Source organism: Halochromatium roseum (genome assembly GCF_016653315.1).
Lineage (GTDB): Bacteria > Pseudomonadota > Gammaproteobacteria > Chromatiales > Chromatiaceae > Lamprobacter > Lamprobacter roseus.
Genome location: NZ_NHSH01000010.1, coordinates 70,979 through 95,758, shown reverse-complemented (window position 1 = coordinate 95,758; position 24,780 = coordinate 70,979). Strand labels below are relative to the sequence as shown.

The 24,780-nt window shown below is 59.0% G+C and carries 24 protein-coding genes and 2 tRNA genes; 12 read left to right on the top strand and 14 right to left on the bottom strand.

Features of this window, described 5'->3' with window-relative positions:
* Positions 1–30 precede the first annotated feature (30 nt).
* Positions 31–690, top strand: coding sequence for a peptide-methionine (S)-S-oxide reductase MsrA (msrA, locus tag CCR96_RS01515; protein ID WP_201215387.1), 660 nt, complete (start codon positions 31–33; stop codon positions 688–690).
* A 329-nt stretch (positions 691–1,019) separates the two neighbouring features.
* Here msrA and queA read toward each other — a convergent pair whose 3' ends face one another.
* Positions 1,020–2,123, bottom strand: a complete 1,104-nt coding sequence (gene queA / locus CCR96_RS01510; RefSeq protein WP_201215385.1) for a tRNA preQ1(34) S-adenosylmethionine ribosyltransferase-isomerase QueA — start codon at positions 2,121–2,123, stop codon at positions 1,020–1,022.
* Between the two features lie 72 nt (positions 2,124–2,195).
* Here queA and CCR96_RS01505 point away from each other — a divergent pair.
* The 4 genes from CCR96_RS01505 to CCR96_RS01490 all read left to right on the top strand — a co-directional run bounded on the left by CCR96_RS01505 (position 2,196) and on the right by CCR96_RS01490 (position 4,911).
* Positions 2,196–2,282: transfer RNA gene (locus CCR96_RS01505), tRNA-Leu, on the top strand.
* A gap of 137 nt (positions 2,283–2,419) precedes the next feature.
* On the top strand, positions 2,420–3,622 hold the full coding sequence (locus CCR96_RS01500) for an exo-beta-N-acetylmuramidase NamZ family protein (protein WP_201215383.1): 1,203 nt from the start codon (positions 2,420–2,422) through the stop codon (positions 3,620–3,622).
* Positions 3,623–3,915: 293 nt separating this feature from the next.
* Positions 3,916–3,991, top strand: a tRNA-Phe gene (locus CCR96_RS01495).
* A 266-nt stretch (positions 3,992–4,257) separates the two neighbouring features.
* Positions 4,258–4,911 carry a hypothetical protein gene (locus CCR96_RS01490; RefSeq protein WP_242518311.1) on the top strand — a complete coding sequence of 218 codons (654 nt, stop codon included), beginning with the start codon at positions 4,258–4,260 and terminating at the stop codon, positions 4,909–4,911.
* 163 nt (positions 4,912–5,074) lie between these two features.
* On the opposite strand, the gene CCR96_RS01485 is transcribed toward CCR96_RS01490, so the two are convergent.
* Positions 5,075–5,395, bottom strand: coding sequence for a (2Fe-2S) ferredoxin domain-containing protein (locus CCR96_RS01485; RefSeq protein WP_201215381.1), 321 nt, complete (start codon positions 5,393–5,395; stop codon positions 5,075–5,077).
* 116 nt (positions 5,396–5,511) lie between these two features.
* Here CCR96_RS01485 and CCR96_RS01480 point away from each other — a divergent pair, with 116 nt between their 5' ends.
* Positions 5,512–6,888 carry a (Fe-S)-binding protein gene (locus tag CCR96_RS01480; protein WP_201215379.1) on the top strand — a complete coding sequence of 459 codons (1,377 nt, stop codon included), beginning with the start codon at positions 5,512–5,514 and terminating at the stop codon, positions 6,886–6,888.
* 25 nt (positions 6,889–6,913) lie between these two features.
* The gene (gene coq7, locus CCR96_RS01475; RefSeq protein WP_201215377.1) at positions 6,914–7,558 is read left to right on the top strand and encodes a 2-polyprenyl-3-methyl-6-methoxy-1,4-benzoquinone monooxygenase; all 645 of its coding nucleotides are present in this window, start codon (positions 6,914–6,916) and stop codon (positions 7,556–7,558) included.
* 97 nt (positions 7,559–7,655) lie between these two features.
* Here the strand turns inward: coq7 and speD are convergent, their stop codons facing one another.
* Together speD and CCR96_RS01465 are read right to left on the bottom strand one after the other, a co-directional pair.
* Positions 7,656–8,489 carry an adenosylmethionine decarboxylase gene (gene speD, locus CCR96_RS01470; RefSeq protein WP_201215375.1) on the bottom strand — a complete coding sequence of 278 codons (834 nt, stop codon included), beginning with the start codon at positions 8,487–8,489 and terminating at the stop codon, positions 7,656–7,658.
* 84 nt (positions 8,490–8,573) lie between these two features.
* Positions 8,574–8,996, bottom strand: coding sequence for an OsmC family protein (locus CCR96_RS01465; protein ID WP_201215373.1), 423 nt, complete (start codon positions 8,994–8,996; stop codon positions 8,574–8,576).
* 118 nt (positions 8,997–9,114) lie between these two features.
* Between CCR96_RS01465 and crp the strand changes: the two genes are divergently transcribed.
* The gene (crp, locus tag CCR96_RS01460) at positions 9,115–9,762 is read left to right on the top strand and encodes a cAMP-activated global transcriptional regulator CRP (protein WP_201215371.1); all 648 of its coding nucleotides are present in this window, start codon (positions 9,115–9,117) and stop codon (positions 9,760–9,762) included.
* Positions 9,763–9,785: 23 nt separating this feature from the next.
* Here the strand turns inward: crp and trpC are convergent, their stop codons facing one another.
* The 8 genes from trpC to rpmH form a co-directional block, all read right to left on the bottom strand.
* Positions 9,786–10,592 carry an indole-3-glycerol phosphate synthase TrpC gene (gene trpC, locus CCR96_RS01455; RefSeq protein ID WP_201215362.1) on the bottom strand — a complete coding sequence of 269 codons (807 nt, stop codon included), beginning with the start codon at positions 10,590–10,592 and terminating at the stop codon, positions 9,786–9,788.
* Positions 10,589–11,608, bottom strand: coding sequence for an anthranilate phosphoribosyltransferase (trpD, locus tag CCR96_RS01450; RefSeq protein ID WP_201215453.1), 1,020 nt, complete (start codon positions 11,606–11,608; stop codon positions 10,589–10,591). Before trpD ends, trpC begins: the two co-directional genes overlap by 4 nt.
* Before the next feature lie 20 nt (positions 11,609–11,628).
* Positions 11,629–12,036 carry a DUF4332 domain-containing protein gene (locus CCR96_RS01445; protein ID WP_201215360.1) on the bottom strand — a complete coding sequence of 136 codons (408 nt, stop codon included), beginning with the start codon at positions 12,034–12,036 and terminating at the stop codon, positions 11,629–11,631.
* A gap of 247 nt (positions 12,037–12,283) precedes the next feature.
* A complete protein-coding gene (gene mnmE, locus CCR96_RS01440; RefSeq protein ID WP_201215358.1) occupies positions 12,284–13,705 on the bottom strand; it encodes a tRNA uridine-5-carboxymethylaminomethyl(34) synthesis GTPase MnmE in 1,422 nt (473 codons plus the stop codon).
* A 19-nt stretch (positions 13,706–13,724) separates the two neighbouring features.
* Entirely contained in the window at positions 13,725–15,446 is a 1,722-nt protein-coding gene (gene yidC, locus CCR96_RS01435) for a membrane protein insertase YidC (RefSeq protein ID WP_201215356.1), read from the bottom strand.
* 19 nt (positions 15,447–15,465) lie between these two features.
* The gene (yidD, locus tag CCR96_RS01430) at positions 15,466–15,741 is read right to left on the bottom strand and encodes a membrane protein insertion efficiency factor YidD (protein WP_201215354.1); all 276 of its coding nucleotides are present in this window, start codon (positions 15,739–15,741) and stop codon (positions 15,466–15,468) included.
* On the bottom strand, positions 15,738–16,112 hold the full coding sequence (rnpA, locus tag CCR96_RS01425) for a ribonuclease P protein component (protein ID WP_201215352.1): 375 nt from the start codon (positions 16,110–16,112) through the stop codon (positions 15,738–15,740). The genes yidD and rnpA overlap by 4 nt, the downstream gene beginning before the upstream one ends.
* A 50-nt stretch (positions 16,113–16,162) precedes the next feature.
* A complete protein-coding gene (rpmH, locus tag CCR96_RS24320; RefSeq protein ID WP_200243277.1) occupies positions 16,163–16,297 on the bottom strand; it encodes a 50S ribosomal protein L34 in 135 nt (44 codons plus the stop codon).
* A 385-nt stretch (positions 16,298–16,682) separates the two neighbouring features.
* On the opposite strand from rpmH, the gene dnaA reads away from it, so the two are divergent.
* The 4 genes from dnaA to gyrB all read left to right on the top strand — a co-directional run bounded on the left by dnaA (position 16,683) and on the right by gyrB (position 23,368).
* On the top strand, positions 16,683–18,023 hold the full coding sequence (gene dnaA, locus CCR96_RS01415) for a chromosomal replication initiator protein DnaA (protein ID WP_201215351.1): 1,341 nt from the start codon (positions 16,683–16,685) through the stop codon (positions 18,021–18,023).
* A gap of 192 nt (positions 18,024–18,215) precedes the next feature.
* Positions 18,216–19,337 carry a DNA polymerase III subunit beta gene (gene dnaN / locus CCR96_RS01410; RefSeq protein ID WP_201215349.1) on the top strand — a complete coding sequence of 374 codons (1,122 nt, stop codon included), beginning with the start codon at positions 18,216–18,218 and terminating at the stop codon, positions 19,335–19,337.
* A 37-nt stretch (positions 19,338–19,374) separates the two neighbouring features.
* Positions 19,375–20,433 carry a DNA replication/repair protein RecF gene (gene recF, locus CCR96_RS01405; protein WP_201215347.1) on the top strand — a complete coding sequence of 353 codons (1,059 nt, stop codon included), beginning with the start codon at positions 19,375–19,377 and terminating at the stop codon, positions 20,431–20,433.
* A gap of 529 nt (positions 20,434–20,962) precedes the next feature.
* Positions 20,963–23,368, top strand: a complete 2,406-nt coding sequence (gyrB, locus tag CCR96_RS01400) for a DNA topoisomerase (ATP-hydrolyzing) subunit B (RefSeq protein ID WP_201215339.1) — start codon at positions 20,963–20,965, stop codon at positions 23,366–23,368.
* On the opposite strand, the gene CCR96_RS01395 is transcribed toward gyrB, so the two are convergent.
* Both CCR96_RS01395 and gmhB read right to left on the bottom strand, forming a co-directional pair.
* Positions 23,365–24,138 carry a lysophospholipid acyltransferase family protein gene (locus CCR96_RS01395; protein WP_201215337.1) on the bottom strand — a complete coding sequence of 258 codons (774 nt, stop codon included), beginning with the start codon at positions 24,136–24,138 and terminating at the stop codon, positions 23,365–23,367. The two genes, gyrB and CCR96_RS01395, sit on opposite strands and share 4 nt — an antisense overlap.
* Before the next feature lie 21 nt (positions 24,139–24,159).
* Positions 24,160–24,702 (bottom strand): D-glycero-beta-D-manno-heptose 1,7-bisphosphate 7-phosphatase, encoded by a 543-nt coding sequence (gmhB, locus tag CCR96_RS01390; protein ID WP_201215334.1) that lies wholly within the window; start codon positions 24,700–24,702, stop codon positions 24,160–24,162.
* Positions 24,703–24,780 lie beyond the last annotated feature (78 nt).

Sequence of the window (24,780 nt, the reverse complement as noted above, 5' to 3'; positions counted from 1 at the left end):
GTCTAACTCCGACTGTTCGAGGCTATGCAAATGTTCATGTTTCGCAAAAAGACCGAGCTGCCAACCGCAAGCGAGGCCCTCCGCGGCCGCGACACGCCGATGCCAATCAACAACCGGCATGCCGTGCTCGGTCATCCACTGCAGCCACCCTTCCCTGAGACCCTGCAGCAGGTGCTCTTTGGCATGGGTTGTTTTTGGGGCGCGGAAAAGGCCTATTGGAGCCTGCCAGGGGTCTACAGCACCGCCGTCGGCTACGCTGGCGGCCGGACGCCGAACCCGACCTACGATGAGGTTTGTTCCGGCTACACCGGCCATAACGAGGTGGTGTTGGTCGTTTACGACCCGACACAAATCGCGTTTGAGCAGTTGCTTCGGACCTTCTGGGAGGGCCATGACCCAACCCAAGGGATGCGCCAGGGCAATGATGTCGGCACCCAATATCGCTCCGGAATCTACCCGTTCGACCAGTCGCAACTTGAAGCGGCGCGGCAAAGCTTGAACCACTACCAGCAGGCGCTAACAGAAGCCGGCCGGCACCTGACCATTACCACCGAGATCCAAATGGCGCCAAGCTTCTATTACGCGGAAGACTATCACCAGCAATATCTGGCGAAAAACCCAGGCGGATACTGTGGGCATGGCGGCTGCGGTGTGCGCTATCCAGAGCCGGCGACCGGTGTGGCCGGGTGAGGTTAGCATGCGTGGCACCGAATGGAGCCGACATGTTACGGACATCTTGCAGACATGTTTCAAACATGTAGCATCAATGCGAACTGGTTCCCGTTTCTGCCTCAAAGTATGACTAGACTGAGACTCAGGTGGTAGCGATGCAGCGCTCGGCCTTGACAATAGGATTAGTATTTAAGAAACTAGCGATGCACTGGAGGTTCGCAGTCCTCTGGTGCACTCCTCCATCCTCCTTTGGTGGTAATCTTTAGAGCGCGGCACTTGCCGCGCTTTTTTTTGCCGATTACAAAGGTTTTGCACACTGTTTTGCACAGTTCTACCGCAAGTCAGCGCTACGCACGCGTCAGAAACATCGCATCCCCGTAGCTAAAGAACCGATACCGTTGAGAAACAGCGTGGCTGTAGGCCGCCATGACCGCCTCATGGCCGGCAAACGCCGACACCAGCATCAAGAGCGTCGAGCCGGGAAGATGGAAGTTGGTGATCATCGCGTCGACCACGCGGAACTGATAGGGTGGGCGGATGAACAAGCGGCTTTCACCGCGATAAGGACGCAGGCCAAGCGGGCCTTTCCCTGACACAAGATGATCCGGCGTTACCGCATCGGCGCGTTGATCTTGACTGTCAGCGCTGTCCGCGCCGCTTGCCGCGGCCGCAGTCTCGAGGCTGCGGACCGAGGTCGTGCCAACAGCGATGATCCGACCGCCGGCAGCTCGCGTTGCCGCGATCTGCGCGACGGCCTTCTCATTGACCTCGAGCCATTCGGCATGCATCCGGTGCCGGTCTAGATCCTCCTCGCGTACCGGTTGAAAGGTGCCTGCGCCGACGTGCAGAGTAATCTGTGCGGTCTTGATCCCTGCTGCAGCCAGTCGGTCGAGCATCGGCTGGTCGAAATGCAAGCCAGCAGTCGGCGCGGCAACGGCCCCTTCACGCGCCGCATAGACGGTCTGATAGCGCTCGATATCAGCCGCATCATCAGCGCGCCGAATATAGGGCGGCAGTGGCATGTGCCCATGGCGCTGCATCAGCTTCGGCAAGGCTGTATCGAGTGCGCGAAGTCGAAACAGGTCGTCTTCGCGCTCAAGGATCAGCAGCCGTTCGCCATCAGCTAACTGCAGCTCAGCACCGGGCCGGGGCGTCTTACTCGCGCGCAAGTGGGCGAAGGCCTCGCGATCGTCGACCATGCGCTCAATCAGCACCTCAACCTGGCCGCCGGTGGATTTACGTGCGAAGAGTCTCGCCGGGATCACCCGGGTGTCGTTGAACACGAGCAGATCGCCCGCCCGCAACAGGCTCGGGAGATCAAGAAAACGAAGGTCGGTCTGCCGACCGGTTGCGCCATCGAGGGCGAGTAAGCGGCTAGCGCTGCGCTCGGCAAGGGGTCGTTGAGCGATCAACTCATCGGGCAAATCGAAGTGGAAATCGGAGCGGCGCATCATATTGATCGGCAAACCTGCTACTGTGACTATTCTCTTCGGGGAAAGAAGCGCTATAATTATAGGTTCGCTGCCGGGGTGGCGGAATTGGTAGACGCAGTGGACTCAAAATCCACCGGTGGTAACACCTTACGAGTTCGAGTCTCGTCCCCGGTACCAAACACTCGACGGTGAAGCCATCGCTTCATCTTCTTGGTGGTCAACGCGCAAAGAGCGCTACCCTGAAACAAGCGCCGCCCCTCGACGCGTCCAGATCTCAGCGGCGTCCCGTCTGCCCATGAGCTAGTGACCACTCCATGCGCCTAGGAATCGATCGTCTTCTCGCCGACGGCAACCTGCGGCGGCCCCTTGTCGGACGGCGCATCGCCTTGCTCGGCCATCCCGCTTCAGTCAACCATGTCGGGCGCCATAGCCTGGACGCACTGATGTCGCTGAGCGGCCTGCAGATCACCGCCGCCTTTGGGCCTCAGCATGGCATGCGTGGCGACAAGCAGGACAACATGATCGAGTCCGATGATTATGTCGACCCGATCCACCAAATTCCGGTGTTCAGCCTCTACGGGCAGGTGCGTTATCCCAGCGACGCGATGCTCGATCATTTCGATGTCCTGCTGGTCGATCTCCAGGACATTGGCACGCGCATCTACACCTATGTGACCACGCTCGCCTATGTCCTCGAGGCCTGTGCCAAGCACGGCAAGACGGTCTGGGTGCTCGACCGCCCTAATCCCGCGGGTCGACCGGTCGAGGGCAGTCTGCTCGAGGACGACTGGCACAGCTTTGTCGGCATCGCCCCATTGCCAATGCGCCATGGGCTCAGTTTCGGCGAGCTCGCTCGCTGGCTCATCGCCAACAAACGGCTCGAGCTTGAGTGCGAGGTGATCGCGATGGACGGCTACCAGCCCGACGCCGCGCCCGGATACGGTTGGCCGCGCGACGAGCTGCCCTGGGTCAATCCGAGTCCCAATGCCTCTAGCCTCAACATGGCCCGCTGCTTCCCTGGCACGGTCCTGCTCGAGGGAACCCATCTCTCTGAGGGGCGCGGCACCACAACACCCTTGGAGGTGGTCGGGGCGCCTGAGTTGGATATCTGTCGGCTGATGCAACGCATGGAGACCTTCGCCTCAGACTGGATGCAAGGCGTCCTGCTTCGGTGCTGCGCCTTCGAGCCCTGTTTCCACAAACACCAAGGCCAGCTCTGCCGCGGCCTGCAGATCCACACCGACAACATCCACTACGATCACCAGCGCTTCCGCCCGTACCGCCTCATCGCACTCTTCCTCAAGGCCCTGCGCCTAGAGTATCCAGACTACCCCATCTGGCGCGACTTCCCTTACGAATACGAGACCGAGCGCCTTGCCATCGACCTTCTCAGCGGCGGCACCAGGTTACGCGAATGGGTTGACGATGCCACCACTGAACCCGCTGACCTCGACGAACCGCTCGCCAACGATGAGCAAGAGTGGCTCGAACAGCGCGTGCCCTTCCTGATCTACTAAGTGGCTGTCCATTGCCCATGGCGCGGCGCCACAGCGGACTATGAATCGTCCAAGATTCACGTCGACGTTATCCCGATCCGCTGCGAGGAGCGATCCTGTCGCGGCCTCAGCCTCAGTCGCGCTCTGGTGAGATCTGGCGAGATCTGGCTGAACACCAAGTCATGTCGGCCATATATACAACCAGATGATGGTGACTCATTCCAAAAAACGGCCCGCACGGCTTGACGCGATGACCTCACCGCGGTCTAATAAGGGGCTTCGCCGAGCCTTCCCCGGCCCGGCCTGCCCTTCGAGCCCAGGTAGCTCAGTTGGTAGAGCAGGGGACTGAAAATCCCCGTGTCGGCAGTTCGATTCTGTCCCTGGGCACCAATCTCGGGATCGGCTAGTGCAACTCCCCAGTCTGATTCTGAGATTCTCTCTAGGCCATTAATCTATGGCTACAGCAATCGTTGGAGTTCGTCTCCCGATCTCTAGCTCGATCCCATCGTTTGATTAGATACCGTTTGGCGCATCGATCTGCAGCGCTTCCTGGTTATCGTTCTCGCCTGTAGCATAGTGTCTCTTGCTCTCAAGAACGACCACCATTGCCCTTGAAAAGACCTTCGTCCCTATGGGCTTACCCGGAGAAAACGCTGATGCTGACACTGACACTTAAGAATCCCGTTCGTCTTTTTCTGATCTCCACGATGCTCGCTGGCGTGACTTCTGGGCCAGTATTCGCAGATCAAATCATCGAGCAGATCAATCAGAGCCTGGAGCTTTATCAGAACAAAGAATACGGCGCTGCGATCACCGAACTTGAGTTTGCGATCAGCGACTTGAAGAAGTTGATCTCAGAGGACATCGCGGCAACTTTTCCCGATGCTCCAGCGGGCTGGTCGGCATTACCAGTGGATAGAACATCTGACAGTGGTGGTGGCGGTGCCGCCGCAGCACTGTTCGGCGGTTCGATGGGCACAATCTTGGAGCGGCAATACACCCAAGACGATGGCAACGGCAGCCTAACTGCAACACTGACCATGGATAACCCTATGATTCAGGGCATGGCCTCGCTCTTCAATAATCCTGCCATGCTTGCAGCGCAACCGAACGTCGAGCGCATCCGTATTGGTCGGGAGACCGGAATGTTGAAATGGGAGCCCGAGGCCGCGCGCGCTGAAGCAACCTTGATGCTTGATGGCCGTATCATGATGCAGGTCGTCGGCGAAAACCTCGAATCTGCTGATATCGCCGCCGATATCCTCAAGGCTTGGGATATCAAGACGGTGCGTGAGCAATCTGCCCGTTGACAGGCCGCCGCAGCACCGGCCCACTGCCAGCTCTCAGCGAGTACGGCAGCAGCGAGGATGAGAAGCTCGAACAGGGTTTGCCTAGACCCTGTTCCGGGATTGATTGCTAGCACTGCGTCGGCGGCCCAGTCCGCCGCCGCCTAGTTCCCAACAGGCACCCCACCTACATCAGGTCAGCCAGGCGCAACCGCTCTACGGGCTCACCCTTAATCAAGTGTGACTGCAGGATTTCTTCGAGGTCTTCCTTGTCCACGTAGGTGTACCAAACATTGTCTGGGTAGACGACCGCCACCGGCCCCTCACTGCAACGGTCAAGACAGCCGGCGGTGTTGATCCGAACCCCACCCTGACCCGCGATCCCTAGCTCCTTGGTGCGTTTCTTCAAGAAGTCGCGCGACGCTTGCGCGTTACACTGAGCGCAGCACTGGCTGCCATCGGCGCGCTCATTGATACACATGAACAGATGATGCTTGTAATAGGACACTATCAACGACTCCAATTCGATCAAAGGAAGACGCGAGCGGCGCTCGTGCCGAGGTTAGAGCGTGCGGCTAACGCGCCAAAATCGCAACGTACCTGCCGGCGACATCATGGGCACCCATGAGCGCGTCTGCCCAGCTTGAGCCAGTCCAATGGCCAACAGGTGCCGTCGCGCCAGAGATCGCCGACCTGCTGACCCTGGCTGACCAGTGCGTTAAGTGCGGCTATTGCCTGCCGCATTGTCCGACCTTCAAACTCGCGCATGACGAAGGTGAGTCGCCACGCGGGCGTATCGCGCTGATTCAAGGTTGGCTTAGCGGCGCGATCGAGGATGGGCCGCGAGTACAGTTTCATCTCGACCAATGCCTAGAATGCCGCGCCTGCGAGCCAAGTTGCCCGTCGCTCGTGCGCTATGGAACGCTGATGGACGGCGCCCGTGCGGTGCGCGAGCAACGCCGCTCAATCTGGCAACGCAGGCTGAGGCGAGTCAGGCTTGCGCTGCTGACACGACCGCTTGGGCTGCGTCTCGTCGCCGTGCTGGGTATCGGCTATCAGTGGCTGCGGCTGCCGCAGGGGTTGATCGGGCGCGCCTCGATCTACTGGCCAGCCCTTCAGATTCTGCACCCGTTGGCGCGCGCATTGCGCTGGCCACGGAAGCATATCCCATTGGGCATGAGCGTTGATCGCGGCGCGCAAGGCTCGATCTCGGGTTCGATCTCTGGCTCAGTCAGCTCATTCTCTAGGTCGAGCTTCAGCCGACTGTCCAGTTTGGCATCAAGACAGGCGCGCACCGTCCGCTCGTCCGAAGGGGAAACCGGCTCAGCCCCGGCACTCTTTCGTGGTTGTGTCGCGCGGCTGACTGATCAACCGCTTGAGTCCACAGCCCTGCGCTTGCTAACCCGTCTTGGCTACCCACCCTTCGTGCCGGACGAACAGGGCTGTTGCGGTGCCATCCATCGTCATAACGGTTATCCCGCCGACGCTGATCAGTTGGCCGCCGTCAATGCCCAGGCCTTCGCTCAGCGGCCAGTGATTGGACTCGCCAGTGCCTGTGTTGCCGAACTGCGAGAACAGGGCCAGATCAACGCCATCGAGGTTTGCCGTTTCCTGCTCGATCATCCTTGGCCGGTCGCGGCCAGACTGCAGCCATTACCGCTAACCGTTGCTGTGCATGAGCCCTGCTCACATCGCAATCAGTTGCGTGATCAGGGTGCCGTCTATGCATTGCTCAGACGCATCCCCGAACTCTGCGTGATCTCATTGCCCGGAAACGACACTTGCTGTGGTGCTGCGGGAACCTATCTCGTCGAACATCCGGAGTATGCGCTGGCCTTGGCCGCGCCTAAGATTGACGCAATCCAAGAGATCAAGCCGGACTACTTAGTCACGACCAACACCGGATGCGCGTTACACCTCGCTGCGCGCTTACGCCGTGCTGGTCTTGCAACCGAGGTCTTGCATCCGATTCAGCTCATCGAGCGGCAGCTCATTCTCTAACCGCTACCCACATACAGACGCCTCTATGAACAACCGAAATTACAGCCCGATCGATCGCGCCCTGATCGGCATGGATCAAACCCTGCGTACCCTGTTTGGCCGCCCGGCCGTAACCGAGCGCGTCAACCCGGGTAAGCAACTGCCTGAGGTGGAGCTCACTGACGAGGAACGTCTGCATATCGGGCGTCTGATGCGCGTCAACCATACCGGCGAGGTCTGCGCCCAGGCACTCTATCAAGGGCAAGCGTTGACCGCTCGTGATCACTCTGTACGCGAACGATTAGAGCGCTCGGCACAGGAGGAGAATGATCATCTGGCCTGGTGCGAAGAGCGTATGCAGGAGCTTGGCGCCCGCAAGAGCCTGCTCAATCCGCTTTGGTATGCTGGATCTTTCGCCATGGGAACCGCTGCAGGGATCGCCGGCGACAAATGGAGCCTAGGCTTTGTCGTCGAGACCGAGCGCCAAGTCGAAGATCATCTCGATGCGCATATCGCCCAGGTCCCGGCCGATGACCATCGGACGCGCGCCGTACTCGATCAGATGAAGCTCGACGAGGCCCACCACGCACAAGTGGCCAAAGGGGCTGGTGGTGCCGAGTTGCCAGAGCCCGTCAAGCTGGCGATGCGAGCCGTCTCCAAGGTGATGACACGCGGCGCCTATTGGATTTAGTAGCTGTCTAACGTCTACTTCCCGATGATGGCCCCACAGTGGTACTCAAATCGGGAAGTCGTTGATGGACATTCTTAGCGGGGCGCCGAGGCTCAGCTCAACAGCTAGGCGACTTCCAGGTCGCGATCTCGCGCGAGAGGTTGCGACCATAAAAGATCTCCATCATCTCACGCCTGACCAAGCGCTCGATGCGGTGCTGCTCCTTCTCTGATAGATCGCAGGCTGTGACACAGAACAGATAGTCGTTCAGATCAAAGTGGTTGACGACCATCTTGGTGTGGAACAGATTCTCCTGATAGACGTTGACGTCAATCATCTGGAATCGATCCTTGGTATCGCGCGAGAGATAGTTTTGGATCGAGCTGATGTTGTGATCGATGAAGTGCTTACGACCGCCAACGTCGCGCGTGAAGCCACGCACGCGGTAATCCATGATGACGATATCCGACTCAAGCGCGTGGATGAGATAGTTCAGTGCCTTCAGCGGTGAGATCAGGCCACAAGTAGAGACGTCGATATCGGCGCGAAAGGTGCTGATCCCGCTATGTGGATTGCTCTCGGGATAGGTGTGCACGGTGATGTGGCTCTTATCGAGATGGCCCACGACGGCATCTGGAAAGGGTCCAGGAGTCGCGGTATTCGAGAGCGTTTCTTCGCGCACTGCCTCTTCGGCGATCAACATGGTGACTGAAGCGCCCTGGGGCTCGTAGTCTTGGCGTGCGATGTTGAGCACGTTGGCACCGATAATGTTGGCGACATCGGTGAGGATGGTCGTCAGCCGCTCGGCGTTGTAAGCCTCGTCAATGTACTCGAGATAGGCGTTGCGCTGCTCAGCCGTGCTGGCGTAGCAGACATCGTAGATATTGAAGCTTAAAGACTTGGTTAGGTTGTTGAATCCTTCCAGCTTTAAGCGCTTTTTTTGCTTCGGCATGTCAGTTCCAGAACCGCGGGCGCGAAAGATTACGCCGGCCTGTGGCAGGTTGCAAGCATGATCGGTACTCGCGAATGGAGACGATTAACCTTCTGGCTCGCGCAGCTCAAAGTCATGTGTGATCGTTGCCATCGCGCCGAGCATGATCGAGGCCGAACAGTACTTGGTCGCACTCAGCTCAACGGCGCGCGCAACGCGTTTCTCACTCAGCGCTCGGCCGGTGACGATAAAGTGCACATGAATGCGCGTAAAGACCTTTGGATCGCTCGTGCTCCGCTCCGCGGTCAGCTCGACGACGCAGTCGGTGACAGCTTGACGTGCCTTGCGCAGGATCAGCAAGACATCGAACTGCGTACAGCCTCCCAGACCAAGCAACAGCATCTCCATTGGCCGCGGTCCGAGATTGCGACCCCCAGCCTCGGCTGGACCGTCCATGACCAACGCATGGCCACTCGACGATTCGCCAAGCATCGCGGTCCCTTCAACCCACTTGACTCGTGCCTTCATTGCTCCTCCAATCGAGATACCGCTCGGCTTCATGATGGCCACGAAGCCTAGCATGAATCGCGCATGGGCCAAGACTTGCTAGACTCTGGCAATCCACCGCCACGTTAGAGTTGAATCGATGCTGAGTAAGCCGCCGCAAGAGCCTGCGTGGCTCAAGCCATTCTTGAGCCACTGCCATACCAAACACTACGACAAGCATATCGATTTCATCCGCCGCGGCGAACCGGCCGAGAGCCTCTACTATCTGATCGATGGGTCCGTCACGGCGCTGATCGAAGACGATGATCGTCATGAGCTGACCTTGGCCTACATCAACAAGGGTGAATTTGTCGGCGAGATGGGGCTGTTCCAATCGTTGACCTCGCGCAGCGTGATCGTTCGCACGCGAGAGCCCTGCACCATTGCCGAGATCAGCTACGTGCGTATGCAACAGTTGCTCGAGCGAGAGCTGAGCGAGCATGCGCTCGGGCTCATGTTCGCAATCGGCGGCCAGCTCGCTCAGCGCCTCAAGCAAACCAGCCGCCAGGTCGGCGACCTCGCCTTTCTCGATGTGACGGGGCGAATTGCCGGCGCCCTGCTCGAGCTGTGCAAACAGCCCGATGCCATGACCCATCCTGACGGCATGCAGATCAGGATTACCCGTCAGGACATCGGCCGTATGGTGGGTTGCTCCCGTGAGATGGCTGGTCGGGTGTTGAAAAGCCTCGAAGAGAAGGGCCACATCAGTGTCGCCGGCAAGACCATCGTGGTCTTCGGTACGCGCTGATAGGTTTGGCTGATAGGTTTGTATCAGTGGCTCCCAGCGAAGAGCGCGGCAAGCATCTGCCCCGGATCATCACTGCGCATCAAGGACTCACCAACCAAGAAGGCATTGACCGCGTTTGCACGCATCAACGCCACATCCTCTTGAGTCTGGATGCCACTCTCGGTGATCAGGAGCCGGTCCGGCGGCACTTGAGGTCTCAGACTCAGGGTGGTTTGTAGGTCGACCTCAAAGCTGCGCAGATCACGGTTGTTGATGCCGAGCAGGCGGCTTGGAACGGCCAGCGCCCGCTCCAACTCTTGTGCGTCATGCACTTCGATCAGCACGTCAAGGCCGAGATCACCCGCTAAGCTGGCTAGCTGGTTGAGGGATGCATCATCAAGACAGGCGGCGATCAGCAGCACGCAATCGGCGCCAAGGGCGCGCGCCTCGAGCAGCTGATACGGATCGATGACGAAGTCTTTTCGGATCACGGGCAATGCACAGGCCGCGCGTGCCGCGATGAGGTGCTGGTCGTCGCCTTGAAAGAAGTCGCGATCGGTCAGCACCGACAGGCAAGTTGCGCCGCCATGCACATAGGAGCGCGCAATCTCAGCGGGATCGAAATCTTCCCGAATCAGACCTTTGCTTGGGCTCGCGCGTTTGATTTCAGCGATCACCGCCGCGGCGCCCGCGGCAACTCGATGGTGCAATGCGTCGGCGAAGCCGCGTGTTGGGCGGGCATCGGCCGCGCGTATTTCGAGTATGCGGCTCGAGACGCGCTGCTTGCGCTCGGCCACCTCTTCTCGCTTACGCGTGACGATGCGCTTGAGGATATCGGGAATCTCGCTCATAGCGTCTTAGCCAAGGCGATCAGGGCATCGAATCGTTGTCGCGCAGCACCGTTGGCGATGACCTCATCAGCACGCTGGACGCCTTCAGGGAAGCTGTCGACGACGTCGGCTGCATAGATGGCAGCGCCCGCATTGAGGACAACGATGTCGCGTGCTGGACCGGGCTGATTGTCGAGCACCGCCGTCAGCAGGCTCAGGCTCTGCGTCGGATCTTCAACCCGAACCGCATCGAGCGAAGTGCGCTCAAGACCAAAATCCTCAGGTGCGACACTATAACGCGTGATCATACCGTCCTTCAGTTCGGCCACATCGGTGCGCTCGGCGACGCTGATCTCGTCAAGTCCATCCCGGGCATGCACGACCAAAACATGTGTTGCCCCCAATCGCTGCAAGACCTCGGCGAGGGGCAGCAGCAGGTCTTGTGAATAGACACCCAGAACCTGATGATGAACGCCTGCTGGATTAGTGAGCGGCCCGAGGATATTGAAGAGGGTGCGGATACCGAGCTCACGGCGTGGACCGATCGCATGTTTCATCGCGCCATGATGTGCCGGTGCAAACATAAAGCCCACGCCGACTTCGCGCACGCAATGTGCCACCTGCTCAGGGCTGAGATCGAGGCGCAGCCCCGCGGCCTCGAGGACATCGGCGGCACCAGATTTCGACGACACCGAGCGATTGCCATGCTTGGCAACATGACAGCCCGCCGCTGCGGCCACGAACATGCTGGTCGTGGACACATTGAAGGTGCTTGAGGCGTCGCCACCGGTGCCGACGATGTCGACCGTATGCTCGAGCGCGCCGAGATCAACGCCGCTGGCCAGCTTTCGCATCACGGCCGCAGCGGCGGCAATCTCGGTGACGGTCTCGCCTTTCAGGCGCAAGGCCACCAACAAGCCGGCCACCTGGGCTGGGGTCGCCTGGCCGGTCATGATGGCATCCATCGCTATGGTCATGGTCTCGCCATCGAGGTCGTGACCATCAACCGCCTGCGCGATTGCGTACTTGATATCCATCGCTGGTTTGCCGTTGGTCATCAGTAGCTCAAGCGCTTCGGTAGTGTCTTTGCTTGCTCGACCCAGCCGTCTACCTGAGCAGCGGTCGGCGGGCGTTGGGCGAGCTGCATGGCTGCGTTGGTCTCGAGCAGTTTGGCGTGCAAGTTCTCGGGATTACGGGTTGCAAGCTCCTTGACTGTGTCGACACCGGCGTTCTCGAGAAGGTCTGAATACACGCCTGACACACCCTTAACCCGCGCCAGATCGGCCCGGTTCGCCAGCTCGAGGATGGTTGAAACATCGCTGCCGCAGCGCTCGGCCAGTTGCTTGCGCTGACTCGGCGTAGCGGCGGCGGCGACGAAGGCATCATTATCGGTCACGCCCTCTGCTGCTAAGATCTCGATCAAGCCCGTCGTCGCACCACGGAGGTCTTTCAAGGGTGTTGTCATTGCTGCTGGGTCTCCTCAGTTACCGTGAAATACCGTGAAACAAGCGCTTCATCAGCCGGGCTGGCGCTGCGCGCGCTCCGCTAACATGAATCACACGCGATTCATTGTCTCGGATGACGCTGCGTCATGAGCGTTAGAGCCGACAGCGGGCTAGGATAAACCATCCGAAGCTCACACGCGGGTTGACAGATTGTTGCCAGACCTCAGCTCGTTCTTGCCTTGGTGGTCTCTTCGGTCGATATCGGCGTCATTTTCCGATGCAGAACTCGCTGAAGATGCGGCCAAGCAGATCATCGGAGCTGAACTCACCAGTGATCTCACCCAGTGCGTATTGAGCAAGCCGCAGATCCTCAGCGACCAGTTCAGGCGCTGGATGCCTGTGTCCACGCTGCTCAGCCCAGGCCTGCTGAGCCTGTTTGAGATGCGTTAACCCCTGCCGCAACGCTTCAACATGACGGCGTCGTGCAGAGAATTCCCCGGCGTCAGCGCCGCGGTAGCCGGCAATGGTCTTGAGATGGGAGCGCAGATCATCGAGGCCAGCGCCGGTTTTGGCTGAGCAGGCGAGTTCGGTATGGCCCTCAGGGGTTATCGACTTGCCGATCGGCCTACCGCTGCGATCGATCTTGTTACGGAGGATGGTCACTGGCACCCCTGGGTCCAATTTAAGCTCGACAAGGTGGGTTTGCAGGGAGCTGTCTGGGCGTTGCGCGTGGTCGTCAATGATCAACAGAAGATGATCCGCCTGCTGAATCTGGCCGCGCGCGCGACGAATCCCTTCTTGCTCGACCGGGTCCGTCGACGGCCGCAGTCCGGCGGTATCCACCAACCGGAGCGGCAGGCCGTCGATCTGGATCTCCGCACGCAGCAGATCGCGCGTGGTGCCAGGTATTTCGGTGACGATGGCTGCCTCGGTACCGGCGAGCGCATTGAGCAAGCTCGATTTGCCGGCATTGGGCGCGCCGGCAATCACCACGAGGAGGCCATCGCGGATCAACTCACCTTGGTGCGAGCTTGCCAGCAAGGTCTCGATGGCAGCAATCAAGGTGGCGAAATCGGTGTCGGAGATCGGTAACGCATCGAGCTCGTCGTCTGGGAAATCGAGGGCAGCTTCAATGAGTGCGCGCAGTCGGGTGAGCTGCTCGACGAGGGTGTTAACGCGCCGTGAGAACACACCTTGGAGGCTCCGCGTCGCGAGCCTGGCCTGGGTCGCGGTACCGGCCTGAATCAGGTCGGCGATTGCCTCGGCCTGCGCAAGATCCAGCTTCCCATTCAGAAATGCGCGCTCGCTGAACTCACCTGGTCGTGCCGGGCGTGCGCCCAAGTCGAGGGCGCGCGCGAGGAGGAGATCGAGCACGATCGGCCCCCCATGGCCCTGCAGCTCAAGCAGATTCTCACCGGTGAACGAGTGGGGCGCGGGGAACCAGAGTGCAACGCCTTGATCGATCGCTTCGCCTTGTGCATCGACGAAGCGACGGAGCGTTGCCTGACGTGGCTGCGGCACGGATCCGATCAGATGCTCGGCGATACGCTCGGCGGCAGGTCCTGAGATACGCAGAATACCGATGGCTCCGACGCCCGGAGCCGTGGCCACCGCCGCGATCGTATCAGGCGCACTGGATGCCGGTGGCTCGGGCGCTAATGACGAGGGCGATCTGTCCGATCCTGGCATCCTGAGCCTTCGCCAACAGTCATTTCGACTTTTTCGAGCCGTGACCCCCACCGTGGCTAGCGGCCTGCTCGACCTTTCGAGTGATGTACCACTGCTGGGAGATCGAGAGTAGGTTATTGGTCACCCAGTACAGCACCAGGCCGGACGGGAAGAAGGCGAAGAACACCGTAAACACGAACGGCAAGGCCATGAAGATCTTTGCCTGCATCGGATCGGGCGGTGGCGGATTGAGCTTCTGCTGCACGAACATGGACACGCCCATGATCAGCGGCAGGATATACAACGGATCAGGCTCGGTGAGATTATCGAGCCAGAGGATGAAGGGGGCGTGACGCAGCTCGACACTCTCGAGCAGTACCCAGTAGAGCGCGATGAAGACCGGGATCTGTACCAAGATTGGCAAACAGCCGCCGAGTGGATTGATCTTCTCCTTCTTGTACAGCTCCATGAACGCCTGGTTCAGCTTCTCCTTATCATCCCCATAGCGATCTTTGAGGGCTTGAATGCGCGGTGTCATCTTGCGCATATTGGCCATCGATTTATAACTGGCCTCAGACAGCTTGTAGAAGGCCGCCTTGATCAGGATGGTCAGGATAATGATCGCCCAACCCCAGTTACCAACCACGGAATGAATGGCGTTGAGTAGCCAGAAGATCGGCTCGGCGAGGATGGTGAGCCAGCCATAGTCGACCGCCAGCTCAAGGCCGGGCGCGATCTCGGCAAGCCGATCCTGCAACTTCGGGCCGGCGAACAGCTGACTCTCAAAGGTATGACTGGCACCGGCAGGGATGGTGATCGCAGGGGAATAGGTGCCGATGATGTAGCGACTACCGCCATCGATGGCCTTGGTGTAAAAGGTTTCTTCAACACCTGTTGGCGGTATCCAGGCCGCCATGAAGTAATGCTGGATCATCGCCACCCAGCCATCGGTGATGGTCAGATCCAGCGGCCGCTTCGCGATGTCGGCGAAGGACTCCTTCTTATACTTGACCTCGGGGCCGTAGTAGACGCCACCGGTATAGGTATGGATAAAGCTCGATTTGCCAGGATCGTAGAGTTCGGTGCGCTGAAGCTGTTCGTAGTCGCGGACCGCAATCGGCGTCTCGGTCCCGTTGATGATCTCTTGACTGGCATGCACCAAGAATCGACCACGCTCGAAGCGATAGCGCTTCACCACTTGAATGCCAGCGTCATTCTGCCAGAACAGCTCGACCAACAGTTCGTTGTCGTCTTCGGTCAGACTGTAGCGCTGCTGGGCTGGGGTGAACACCGCCTCATGGGTCGGCAGATCGTTATCCGCCCCACCAAGTAGCCCAGACTGGACAATAAAGAGGTTTGGGGTGGTCGCTTTTAGCAGCTGAAACGGCTTGCTTGGATCATCCGCATTCTGCTTATAGTCCAGCAGGTATAGCGCCTGAATGGTCCCGCCCCGTGGCGAGATCTCAGCGCGGAGCACATCGGTTTCGACGACAATCGGCCCTGCAGCAAGTGCCGCTCCAGTCGCTTGGTCGGCGGCGAACGCTCCCGGTACTGCATTTACCGTTGGCGCACCGACAGCGGGCGCATTCGGCGCATCGGCTGGCGAGCCAGCATGAGGCGAATCAGCGGCTGAACTGCCCACGAAGGTCTCCGTTTCCGTCGACGCAACGGGTGGCGTACTGTAGTCCTCGACCCAGGCCTGATAGATCAGAAATAGGACGAAAGCGAGAGCCAGGATCAAGATCAGGCGCATGTTTTCCATGAGGGGGGAGTCGACTGCGCTAGCGGTTAGTGGATGAAGGAGGAGCAGACCGCGTGTCTTGTACGGTCGACCTGTTTGCAGGCGGAACCGGATCAACGCCGCCCGGGTGCCAAGGGTGGCATCTGAGCAGGCGCCGAACCCCGAGCCAAAGGCCGCGCAGCACACCGTGCTGCTCAACGGCCTCGATCGCGTATTGCGAGCAAGTTGGGTAGAAGCGGCAGTGATTGCCGAGCAACGGACTCAAGAACAATTGATAGGCCCGAATCGAGCCGCGTACCAGTCGATTAACAATCATCGCCGCTGAAAGCGCTTCCAGTGCTTGGCGAGTGAAGCGTTCAGCGTTGCATTGTCTGCATCGACAGCGGCTCGACGGCAGAGCACAACGAAGTCAGCGAACTCCAGCGAATCTTGGGCATGACGGAAGCTTTCACGAATCACGCGCTTTATCCGATTGCGGGCAACTGCTCGCGGAGCACAGCGTTTGGCAATGGCGAGGCCGAGACGTGCAGTCTGAACCGTTTCACAGCCAGGAGGCGTGCGGCCCAACACCGTGAAGTACAGATCGCTCGAACGGCGTGGCTCAGCAAATACCCAGTCAAAATGTCGCGACTTGCGCAATCGAACCGCAAGCGGGAAACCAAACCCTGACGCTGCTCCACTGGGCACGGCAACATCTGTATCGTCTGTGCTGTTTCGCGGTTGACAGGCCGACAAGACTAGGGCGTCAACCGCGCCCGACCTTTCGCGCGCCGCGCCTGCAACACTTTGCGACCATTACGCGTGGCATTGCGCGCTCGGAAGCCGTGCGTCCGCGCCCGCTTCAAACGACTGGGTTTAAAGGTCTGTTTCACGAAAAAGTCTCCACAGATGTGACCCGCAGCTGAACGCAGCTCGCAGGTCGGACGATGATGGTCAGCCGTTTGCGTCGGCACTCACCAATCGGCAGGCCAGGCAATGCTTAGCGCTGGGTCTGACCGATTGGTCCACAGGTTAAAGGTAGAGGCTGCCGGGGCTACTTGTGCCGCGAGCGCTAGGCAATCCAAGCGGACCCGCAGAGCATGACCGCCCATATTAGAACGAGGGTGGACTCGGGTCAACGTCTTCGCTGAGATCATTGCACAGTCCTGTTCCCAAGTCAGGCTGTGGATAAGTCGTCATCAGGGGTCTAGACTGGCAGGTCGCAGTGGCTGCAATCTCAGCTGCTCAATCTGAAACGTACTAACGAGGGGATCGGCGATGCCGAAGCTCTGGGACCAGTGTACAAGCCTGCTCAGGCAGGATCTCACTGACTCTGAATTCAATACTTGGATCATGCCGTTGCAAGCCAGCGAGGAGGGCGAACGCCTAAGGCTCTTTGCACCCAACCGCTTCGTCAAAGACTGGGTCAAGCAGCACTATGAGACACAAATTGCTTCGCTCTGCCGAGCTGTCAGCGAGGGCCGGGTCACCCAGCTGAGCTTCGAGATCGGGGCCCTGCGTAAGCAGGAGAACGGCACCGCGGCTGTACTGAGCAGCAACGAGGCGGCTAACGATCTCGTCCTGGAGCAGCGGCGCGCGGAAGCCTGCCTCAACCGAGCGTTTAACTTCGACACCTTTGTTGAGGGCAAGTCGAACCAAATCGCCCGTGCTGCGTCGATCCAGATCGGGCAAAACCCCGGCACTGCGTATAACCCGCTCTTCGTCTATGGCGGTGTCGGCTTAGGCAAGACCCATCTGATGCATGCGATCGGTAACGCCATCCTCGAGGCCAATCCGTCGTCTAAAGTGGTCTACGTCCACTCCGAGCGATTCGTCTCGGACATGATTCGGGCGCTGCAGCACAACGAGATCGACAAGTTCAAGCGACTCTATCGTCGTGTCAATGTCCTGCTGATCGACGACGTTCAGTTCTTCGCTGGCAAGGACCGCTCGCAGGAGGAGTTTTTTCATACCTTCAATGCGCTGTTTGAGGCGCAGCAGCAGATCGTCTTGTCGAGCGATCGGTTTCCGAAGGAGGTCAGTGGGCTTGAGGAGCGGCTGCGCTCGCGCTTCGGTTGGGGGCTGACGGTGGCGATCGAGCCACCAGACCTTGAGACCCGGGTCGCGATACTGAATAGCAAAGCCACATTAATCGGAGCTGACCTGCCAGAAGACGTTGCCTTCTTTGTCGCTAAGCGTGTGCGCTCTAACATCCGTGAGCTCGAGGGTGCACTCCGTCGGCTCGCCGCTAACTCTCGATTCCTTGGCGTGCCGGTCACGGTCGAATTCGCAAAAGATGCGTTACGCGACATGCTGGTGGCACAGGACAAACAGGTCTCGATCGAGAATATCCAGAAGGCGGTAGCCGCCCACTACAAGATACGCGTCAGCGATCTCCTGTCATCCAGCCGATCTCGCTCGGTCGCGCGACCAAGGCAGGTCGCGATGACGTTGGCCAAAGAGCTCACTAAACACAGCCTGCCCGAGATCGGCAAGGCGTTCGGCGGACGCGACCACAGCACAGTGATCCATGCAGCCCGCAAAATCGCTGAGCTGCGCTCGGGCGACACCATGATCGAGGAAGACTACAAGATCTTGTTGAGAACCCTGCAGAACTAACTGTGGGCAAGCTGTGTGCTGGTTTTTGAGCCGAGTCTGTCCACAGATCACTCACAGTTAAGCGAGGTTGTCTCCAACCGCTTTAGGATCAGTCATCCGTCTGTTTACAAAAGGCATTTGACTCCTTACAGGGTTATCCACTAAGTCTACTATTACGATAGCTAAGACATTTAAAGACAAGAGTAATAACGCATGAAGATTTCGGTCGATCGATCAGTGTTACTTCCCGCATTGTCGGTTGTGGGCGGCGTTGTTGAGCGTCGGCAAACCTTGCCGATCCTTGGCAATTTGTTACTGAGTGCCGATGATGGACTGTTGCGATTGAAAGGTACCGATCTCGAGATCGAGATCACGAGCACGGCCGTGTGCGAGGTCGAGGAGGCAGGGACAGCGACACTTCCGGCGCGCAAGCTCACTGACATTGCGCGATCGCTGCCCGATGGTACGCAGACACTGATCAAGGTACAGAGTGAACGCGGCTCGGTGGTATCGGGACGCAGTCGATTCACATTGAGCACCTTGCCGGCGGCTGATTTCCCAACCATGGAAGTCCCGGCTCCGGAGGTGATGGTCGAGGTCGATCGTGACCTGCTGCAACGACTGCTGGATAAGACCTCGTTCGCAATGGCGCAGCAGGATGTGCGTTACTACCTCAATGGTGTGCTACTCGAACTGTCGTCGGAGCGCGCAGTTGCCGTTGCTACTGATGGACATCGGCTGGCAAAGGTTGTCGCGGCGCTAGACAACGCTAATCCAGAAGAATCAGGGTTGGCGACGGAGCCGCGGCAGGTCATTGTTCCGGCAAAGACGGTGCTTGAGCTCAAGCGTCTTCTCGGATCGGCTCCAGAGCGAGTGCGGGTTGAGTTATCTGAGCGGGCGCTCAAGGTTGATCTCGGTAAGACCCAGGTCGTCTCGAAATTGGTCGAGGGTCAGTATCCAGACTACAACCGGGTCATTCCTGCAGACCTGGAGCGTGTTGCAAGCATCGATCGGGATCGTTTGCGGGCTGCACTGCAGCGAACAGCCATCCTGTCGAATGAGAAGTACAAGGGCGTGCGCGTGACCTTCGAGACCGGTCGGTTGTTGCTGCAGACTCAGAATCCGGAGAAGGAGCAGGCGGAAGACGAGATTGAGATCGAGTACAGCGGTGAGTCGGTCTCGGTCGGGTTCAACGTCGCTTACGTGCTTGATGTTCTCTCAGCGGTAGACGCCTCGACTGTCGAGGTACGCTTCAAGAATGCTGAGAACAGTGCCGTCTGGCAAGGGGTGGGGGCTGAGGATGAGGTGTTCGTCATCATGCCGATGCGGCTCTAGCATCTGTGGTGGCGAGGCGGGAGCATGAAGGTGATGGTTGTTTAACGCAACGTTAAAACGCATCCGGTTGCAACGGTTTAGGAATCTGCGCGAGGTCGATGTTGATTTTTGCTCGGGTGCTAACTGGATTGTTGGTGCTAATGCGGCTGGGAAGACGGCACTACTCGAGTCGATCTACTGCTTGAGCCGAGGTCGGAGCTTTCGCGGACGCCGATTCGGCAGTTTGATCGAGCGTGGTGAGACATCGGCTCGGATCGAAGGCTGGCTAGAGGGGTCGTTCGGGGACGCAAGAATCAGTTGGGCGAGTACTCGCGGGGAGGTCACGCGAGATCCGGCCCAGGGTATTGAAACTCGGTTGCCGGTCCGTCTGATCTGCGAGTGGACACATGCCCTCGTTGAGGGTGAACCTTCATTGCGACGGCGTTTTATTGACTGGAATCTCATGCTATGGGATCGGTCGGCAGGCGGCTTATTTTCCCGATTTCGGCGAGTGGCGTCGCAACGCAACGCTTGGTTGCGGTCTGGTGCGCGGGGCCAGGCTGTCTGGGATGAACCCTATGCTGTCGTGCTCAGCGCTATTTCACGACGACGGGCGAGGTTCTTCGAGGCCTTAGCGGAAGGATTCCGGGCTCTGAATGCCGAGGAGGATTGGTTCAGGGAGATCGAGGCCCGCTGGGACGGCGCCATCCTGGAACACGACGAACTGCTGTCAAGATTGGCAGCGATGCGCCCAGCGGATCAGGAACGTGGCTTCACCTATCTAGGGATCTCGCGCGATGACTTTTCCCTGCGGCTCGATGGCAATAAGTGGGTTGGTTCTCGCGGGCAGTCGAAGATCCTTGGCTGCGTCTTGCAACTTGCGGCTGAGCAGTTGGTGTCGGTCGAAAATGGGATGGGTGCATTGTGGCTGGTTGACGATCTCGACGCCGAGTTGGCTCCTGCGTGGAGCCAGCGAGTGGTGAGTCTATTAAGACGACATGGTTCTCAAGCCTTCTACACGGCCTTACCAGGTAAGGAGCTGCTGACCAGTTGTTGCACTGCGGATGACGCGATGTTCCACGTGGAACATGGATGCCTGCTGCGTGCAGCCGACTGATTGACTGGCGGTGAAGATCGCCGCGGTGGAACCCTTGCGGTTATCGGTCTGCTTCAGGCGTTTAGTGGGCTCTGGACGAACTGATGTCCAGAGGGATGTTCCACGTGGAACATTCGCCTGCAGATCGACCCTTCAGCTATGAGCGACCCGCCTGGCCGCGCGCCATGCATGTTCCACGTGGAACATTCGGTTGCAGGTCGGCTCTTCAGCCACGGGGGCTGTTTGGCGGAGCGCCCGTGCATGTTCCACGTGGAACACTTGGCTGATGCCACCGACCGATTGCTCAGCCCAAAACATGCGTCAGCCATGTATAATCAATGGGTTCTAGCCTTTTGCCACAGTGGCGCCATCGCCAGCTGTCGCCAAGCTAGGCTTGACGCCGCCGATCGATGAGTCGAGCCGCAATTGACGCAGGCGCGCTAGCGTCCTCACAGCCTGCCCTTTTCTGAGGCTTCCCGCCCGATGGCGTCGATTGCCTGCCTCATCTGGCTTGGCACATCTTGTCTACCACAACAGATCTCCCCAGCGTATGAGCTACGATTCCTCAAGTATCAAGGTTCTTCGAGGCCTTGACGCTGTCCGCAAGCGGCCCGGAATGTACATCGGCGATACCGATGATGGGACAGGGCTCCACCACATGGTCTTCGAGGTCGTCGACAATGCGATCGACGAAGCGCTTGCTGGCCATTGCACCGAAATCCTGGTCACCGTGCACGCTGATGGCGCTGTCTCGGTCATCGACAATGGCCGCGGCATCCCTGTCGACATCCATCCTGAGGAGAATCGTTCCGCCGCCGAGGTGATCATGACCGTGCTCCATGCGGGCGGTAAGTTCGACGATAACTCTTACAAGGTATCGGGTGGTCTACACGGGGTCGGCGTCTCGGTCGTCAATGCCCTCTCGGAGTATTTGCGCCTGCGTATCCGGCGCGACGGCATGGCCTATGAACAAGAGTTCAAGCTTGGCGTGCCCTCCTACCCACTGCGGGAATGCGGCCCCTCCGATGCCACTGGTACCGAGGTCTACTTCAAGCCATCGCCAAGTATTTTCACCGATCTCGAGTTTCACTTCGAAATACTCGCCAAACGCTTGCGAGAGCTATCCTTCCTGAACTCCGGAGTGCGCATTCGGCTGAAAGACGAGCGTACCGACCGCGAAAATGTCTTCGAGTATCAAGGCGGTATTCGCGCCTTCGTCGAACATCTCAACCAGAACAAATCTCCAATCCATCCAAGCGTCTTCTATTTCACTGCCGAGCGCAGTGAGATCGTCACCGAGGTCGCCTTGCAATGGAACGATGCCTACCAAGAAAGCATCTTCTGCTATACCAATAACATCCCGCAGCGGGATGGTGGTACACACCTCGCGGGGTTTCGTGCAGGGCTCACCCGGACGCTCAACCAGTACATCGAACGGCAGCAACTCGACAAAAATCAGAAGACCCGACCCGTCGGTGACGATGCACGCGAGGGATTAACCGCGGTTGTCTCCGTCAAGGTGCCTGATCCCAAGTTCTCCTCTCAAACCAAGGACAAGCTGGTTTCTTCGGATGTCAAGCCGGTGGTCGAGGCATTGCTGAGCCAGTACTTGGACATGTTTCTCGAAGAGAATCCGTCCGAAGCAAAGATCATCGCCAATAAGATGCTGGATGCGGCGCGGGCGCGAGAGGCTGCTCGCAAGGCCCGTGACATGACGCGTCGAAAGGGCGTGCTCGACATTGCCGGTCTACCTGGAAAATTGGCGGACTGTCAGGAGAAGGACCCCTCGCGCTCCGAACTCTTTATCGTCGAGGGTGATTCAGCTGGCGGCTCAGCAAAGCAGGGTCGAGACCGCGCCTTCCAAGCGATCCTGCCGCTGAAGGGCAAGATCCTCAATGTCGAAAAGGCCCGTTTTGACAAGATGCTGTCCTCGGCAGAGGTTGGGACCTTGATCACGGCACTCGGCTGTGGCATCGGTCGCGAGGAATATAATCCTGACAAGCTCCGTTACCATCGCATCATCATCATGACCGATGCCGATGTCGACGGCGCCCATATCCGAACGCTCCTGCTGACCTTCTTCTATCGCCAGATGCCAGAGCTGATCGATCGCGGCTACGTTTATATCGCTCAGCCACCGCTGTACAAGGTCAAGCGCGGAAAGCAGGAAGACTATCTGCTCGATGATGCGGAAATGAGCGCATCGCTGCTTCGAGCCGCGATCGATAACGCCGCGCTCTATGTTGAGCCAGAGGCCCCGCCGATCAGCGATATCGGGTTTGAAGCCTTGATGAGCGATTATCAGGTCTTCCGCGCGATGCTCCTGAGAATGGCGACGCGCTACGATCTCAATTTCCTGACGGAACTTCTGAGCATGCCTCGCCTCACCGTGGATGTCCGCACCGATGCCGAACGCCTTGCCGCCTGGGCAGACCAGCTAGAGCAGTTACTTCGAGCGCAAGCGGGCCCAGCCATCGACTATCGCATCAGGCTGAGCCAATCGGATAGCGAAAAGCCGATTGGCCTTTCGATCATTCGCCTCGTGCATGGTATTCCAGAGACCCGAGAAGTGGCCCTCGACTTCTTCGATTCTGCAGACTACCGCCGCATCGCAACGCTCGCGGAGAAGCTCGAAGGTCTACTGAAGCCTGGAGCGCGCGTGGTGCGTGGTGAGCGTTACCGCGAAGTGAGCACGTTCGGGGAGGCCTTTGATTGGCTGCTTGCTGAAGGGCGGCGCGGCTACCACATTCAGCGCTACAAGGGTCTTGGAGAGATGAACCCGGCTCAGTTATGGGAGACCACCATGGACCCGGATTGCCGTCGCCTCCTGCGCGTGACCATCGAAGATGCGGTGAGCGCGGATCAAATCTTCACCACCCTGATGGGTGAGCATGTCGAACCGCGGCGAGAATTCATCGAGCTGCATGCGCTCGATGCCGCCAATATCGACGTCTAGTCGGACGCAGGCATACAGTCCGTCTTCTGGACCAGCGCTGTTACGGCAGCGCTGATCCAGTCTTCAGCCAAGGCATTGATGGCGCTTGCGCTCAATCCCTTGGTCTCGATCGGCGGTCCGATCACCACATCGATGATTCCAGGGCGCTTGCGCAATTGGTTGCGGCCCCAGAAACAGCCCGCGTTGTGCGCGATTGGCACCACCGGCACGCCGGTGCGGGCAGCCAACAGTGCGCCACCGATCCCAAAACGCTTTAGCTTTCCTGGTGTAACACGTGTGCCTTCAGGAAAGATCACAATCGAGTGACCGAGTGCTAGCCGTTCTGCGCCAACCGTAAGCAGCTGTCTCATCGCCCGACGGCCCGCCGAGCGATCAATCGCGATTGGCCGAAAGAGCGCGAGCGCCCAGCCAAAAAACGGGACCAGTAACAGCTCGCGTTTCGTCACCCAGGTTTGTGGGGTCGGTAACAAAGGGCCGAGGGCAATGGTTTCCCAGGCCGACTGATGATTACTGAAAATAATCTGTCCCTGGCCATGGCAAGCTTGCAGGTGTTCCAACCCGGTTACGCGATAGCCAAGCCCACACAGCCTCCGCAGGGCCCAGAGCACAGCATGTTCCCATTGCAGAACCAGGCGCTGCAGATGCTGTCTTGGCAGAAGTGGAAACAGAATCAGCAGCAGCGTGCTGTAGATGACCGCGCTGAGCCAGAGAAAGGCGGCAAAACTGAGGGCTCGAGCAGTGTCCAGCGCAGAGGTTTGCCACCCAGACATTGGCAAGCCAGCCATGAGCCATTAACTGCGCTGGAGGAGCGCATCAACCGCGGCGGCTAGATCATCGAACACCGGCACTTCAGCCAGCGCCGGCGGGAGCAGTTGCTCCGTTTTCTCGCCATTGCCGGTGCGCACCAGGATTGGCTGCGCCCCCACACCGAGTGCGGCCTCGAGATCCCGGCGCGAATCGCCGATCATCGGCGTGCCGCTGAGCGGAAAGCCGGTTCGACGACGGATCTCACGCAAGAGTCCCGGCAACGGCTTGCGGCATTCGCAACCATTGCTGGGTCCGTGGTGACAAAAGGCGATGACTTCGACGCGGCCGCCAACGGCACTCAAGCGCGTGCGCAGCGCCTGATGGATGGCGTTGATGTCGTCCAAATCACAGAGTCCGCGCGCGACGGCCGACTGATTGGTGGCGACCGCAACGCTGATGCCGGCGTTGTTGAGTCGCGCGATTGCCTCTAGGCTGCCGGGGATGGGGTACCACTCGTCTGCAGACTTGATGTAGTCCTCTGAGTCGTAGTTGATCACCCCATCGCGATCCAAGATGACGAGTTTCATAGTGGCGCCTCTTTCGGATCTTGGTGTGGCTCTTGGTGCGGCTTTAGCTCGGCAATCAACAGAGCAGATTAGCCGGAC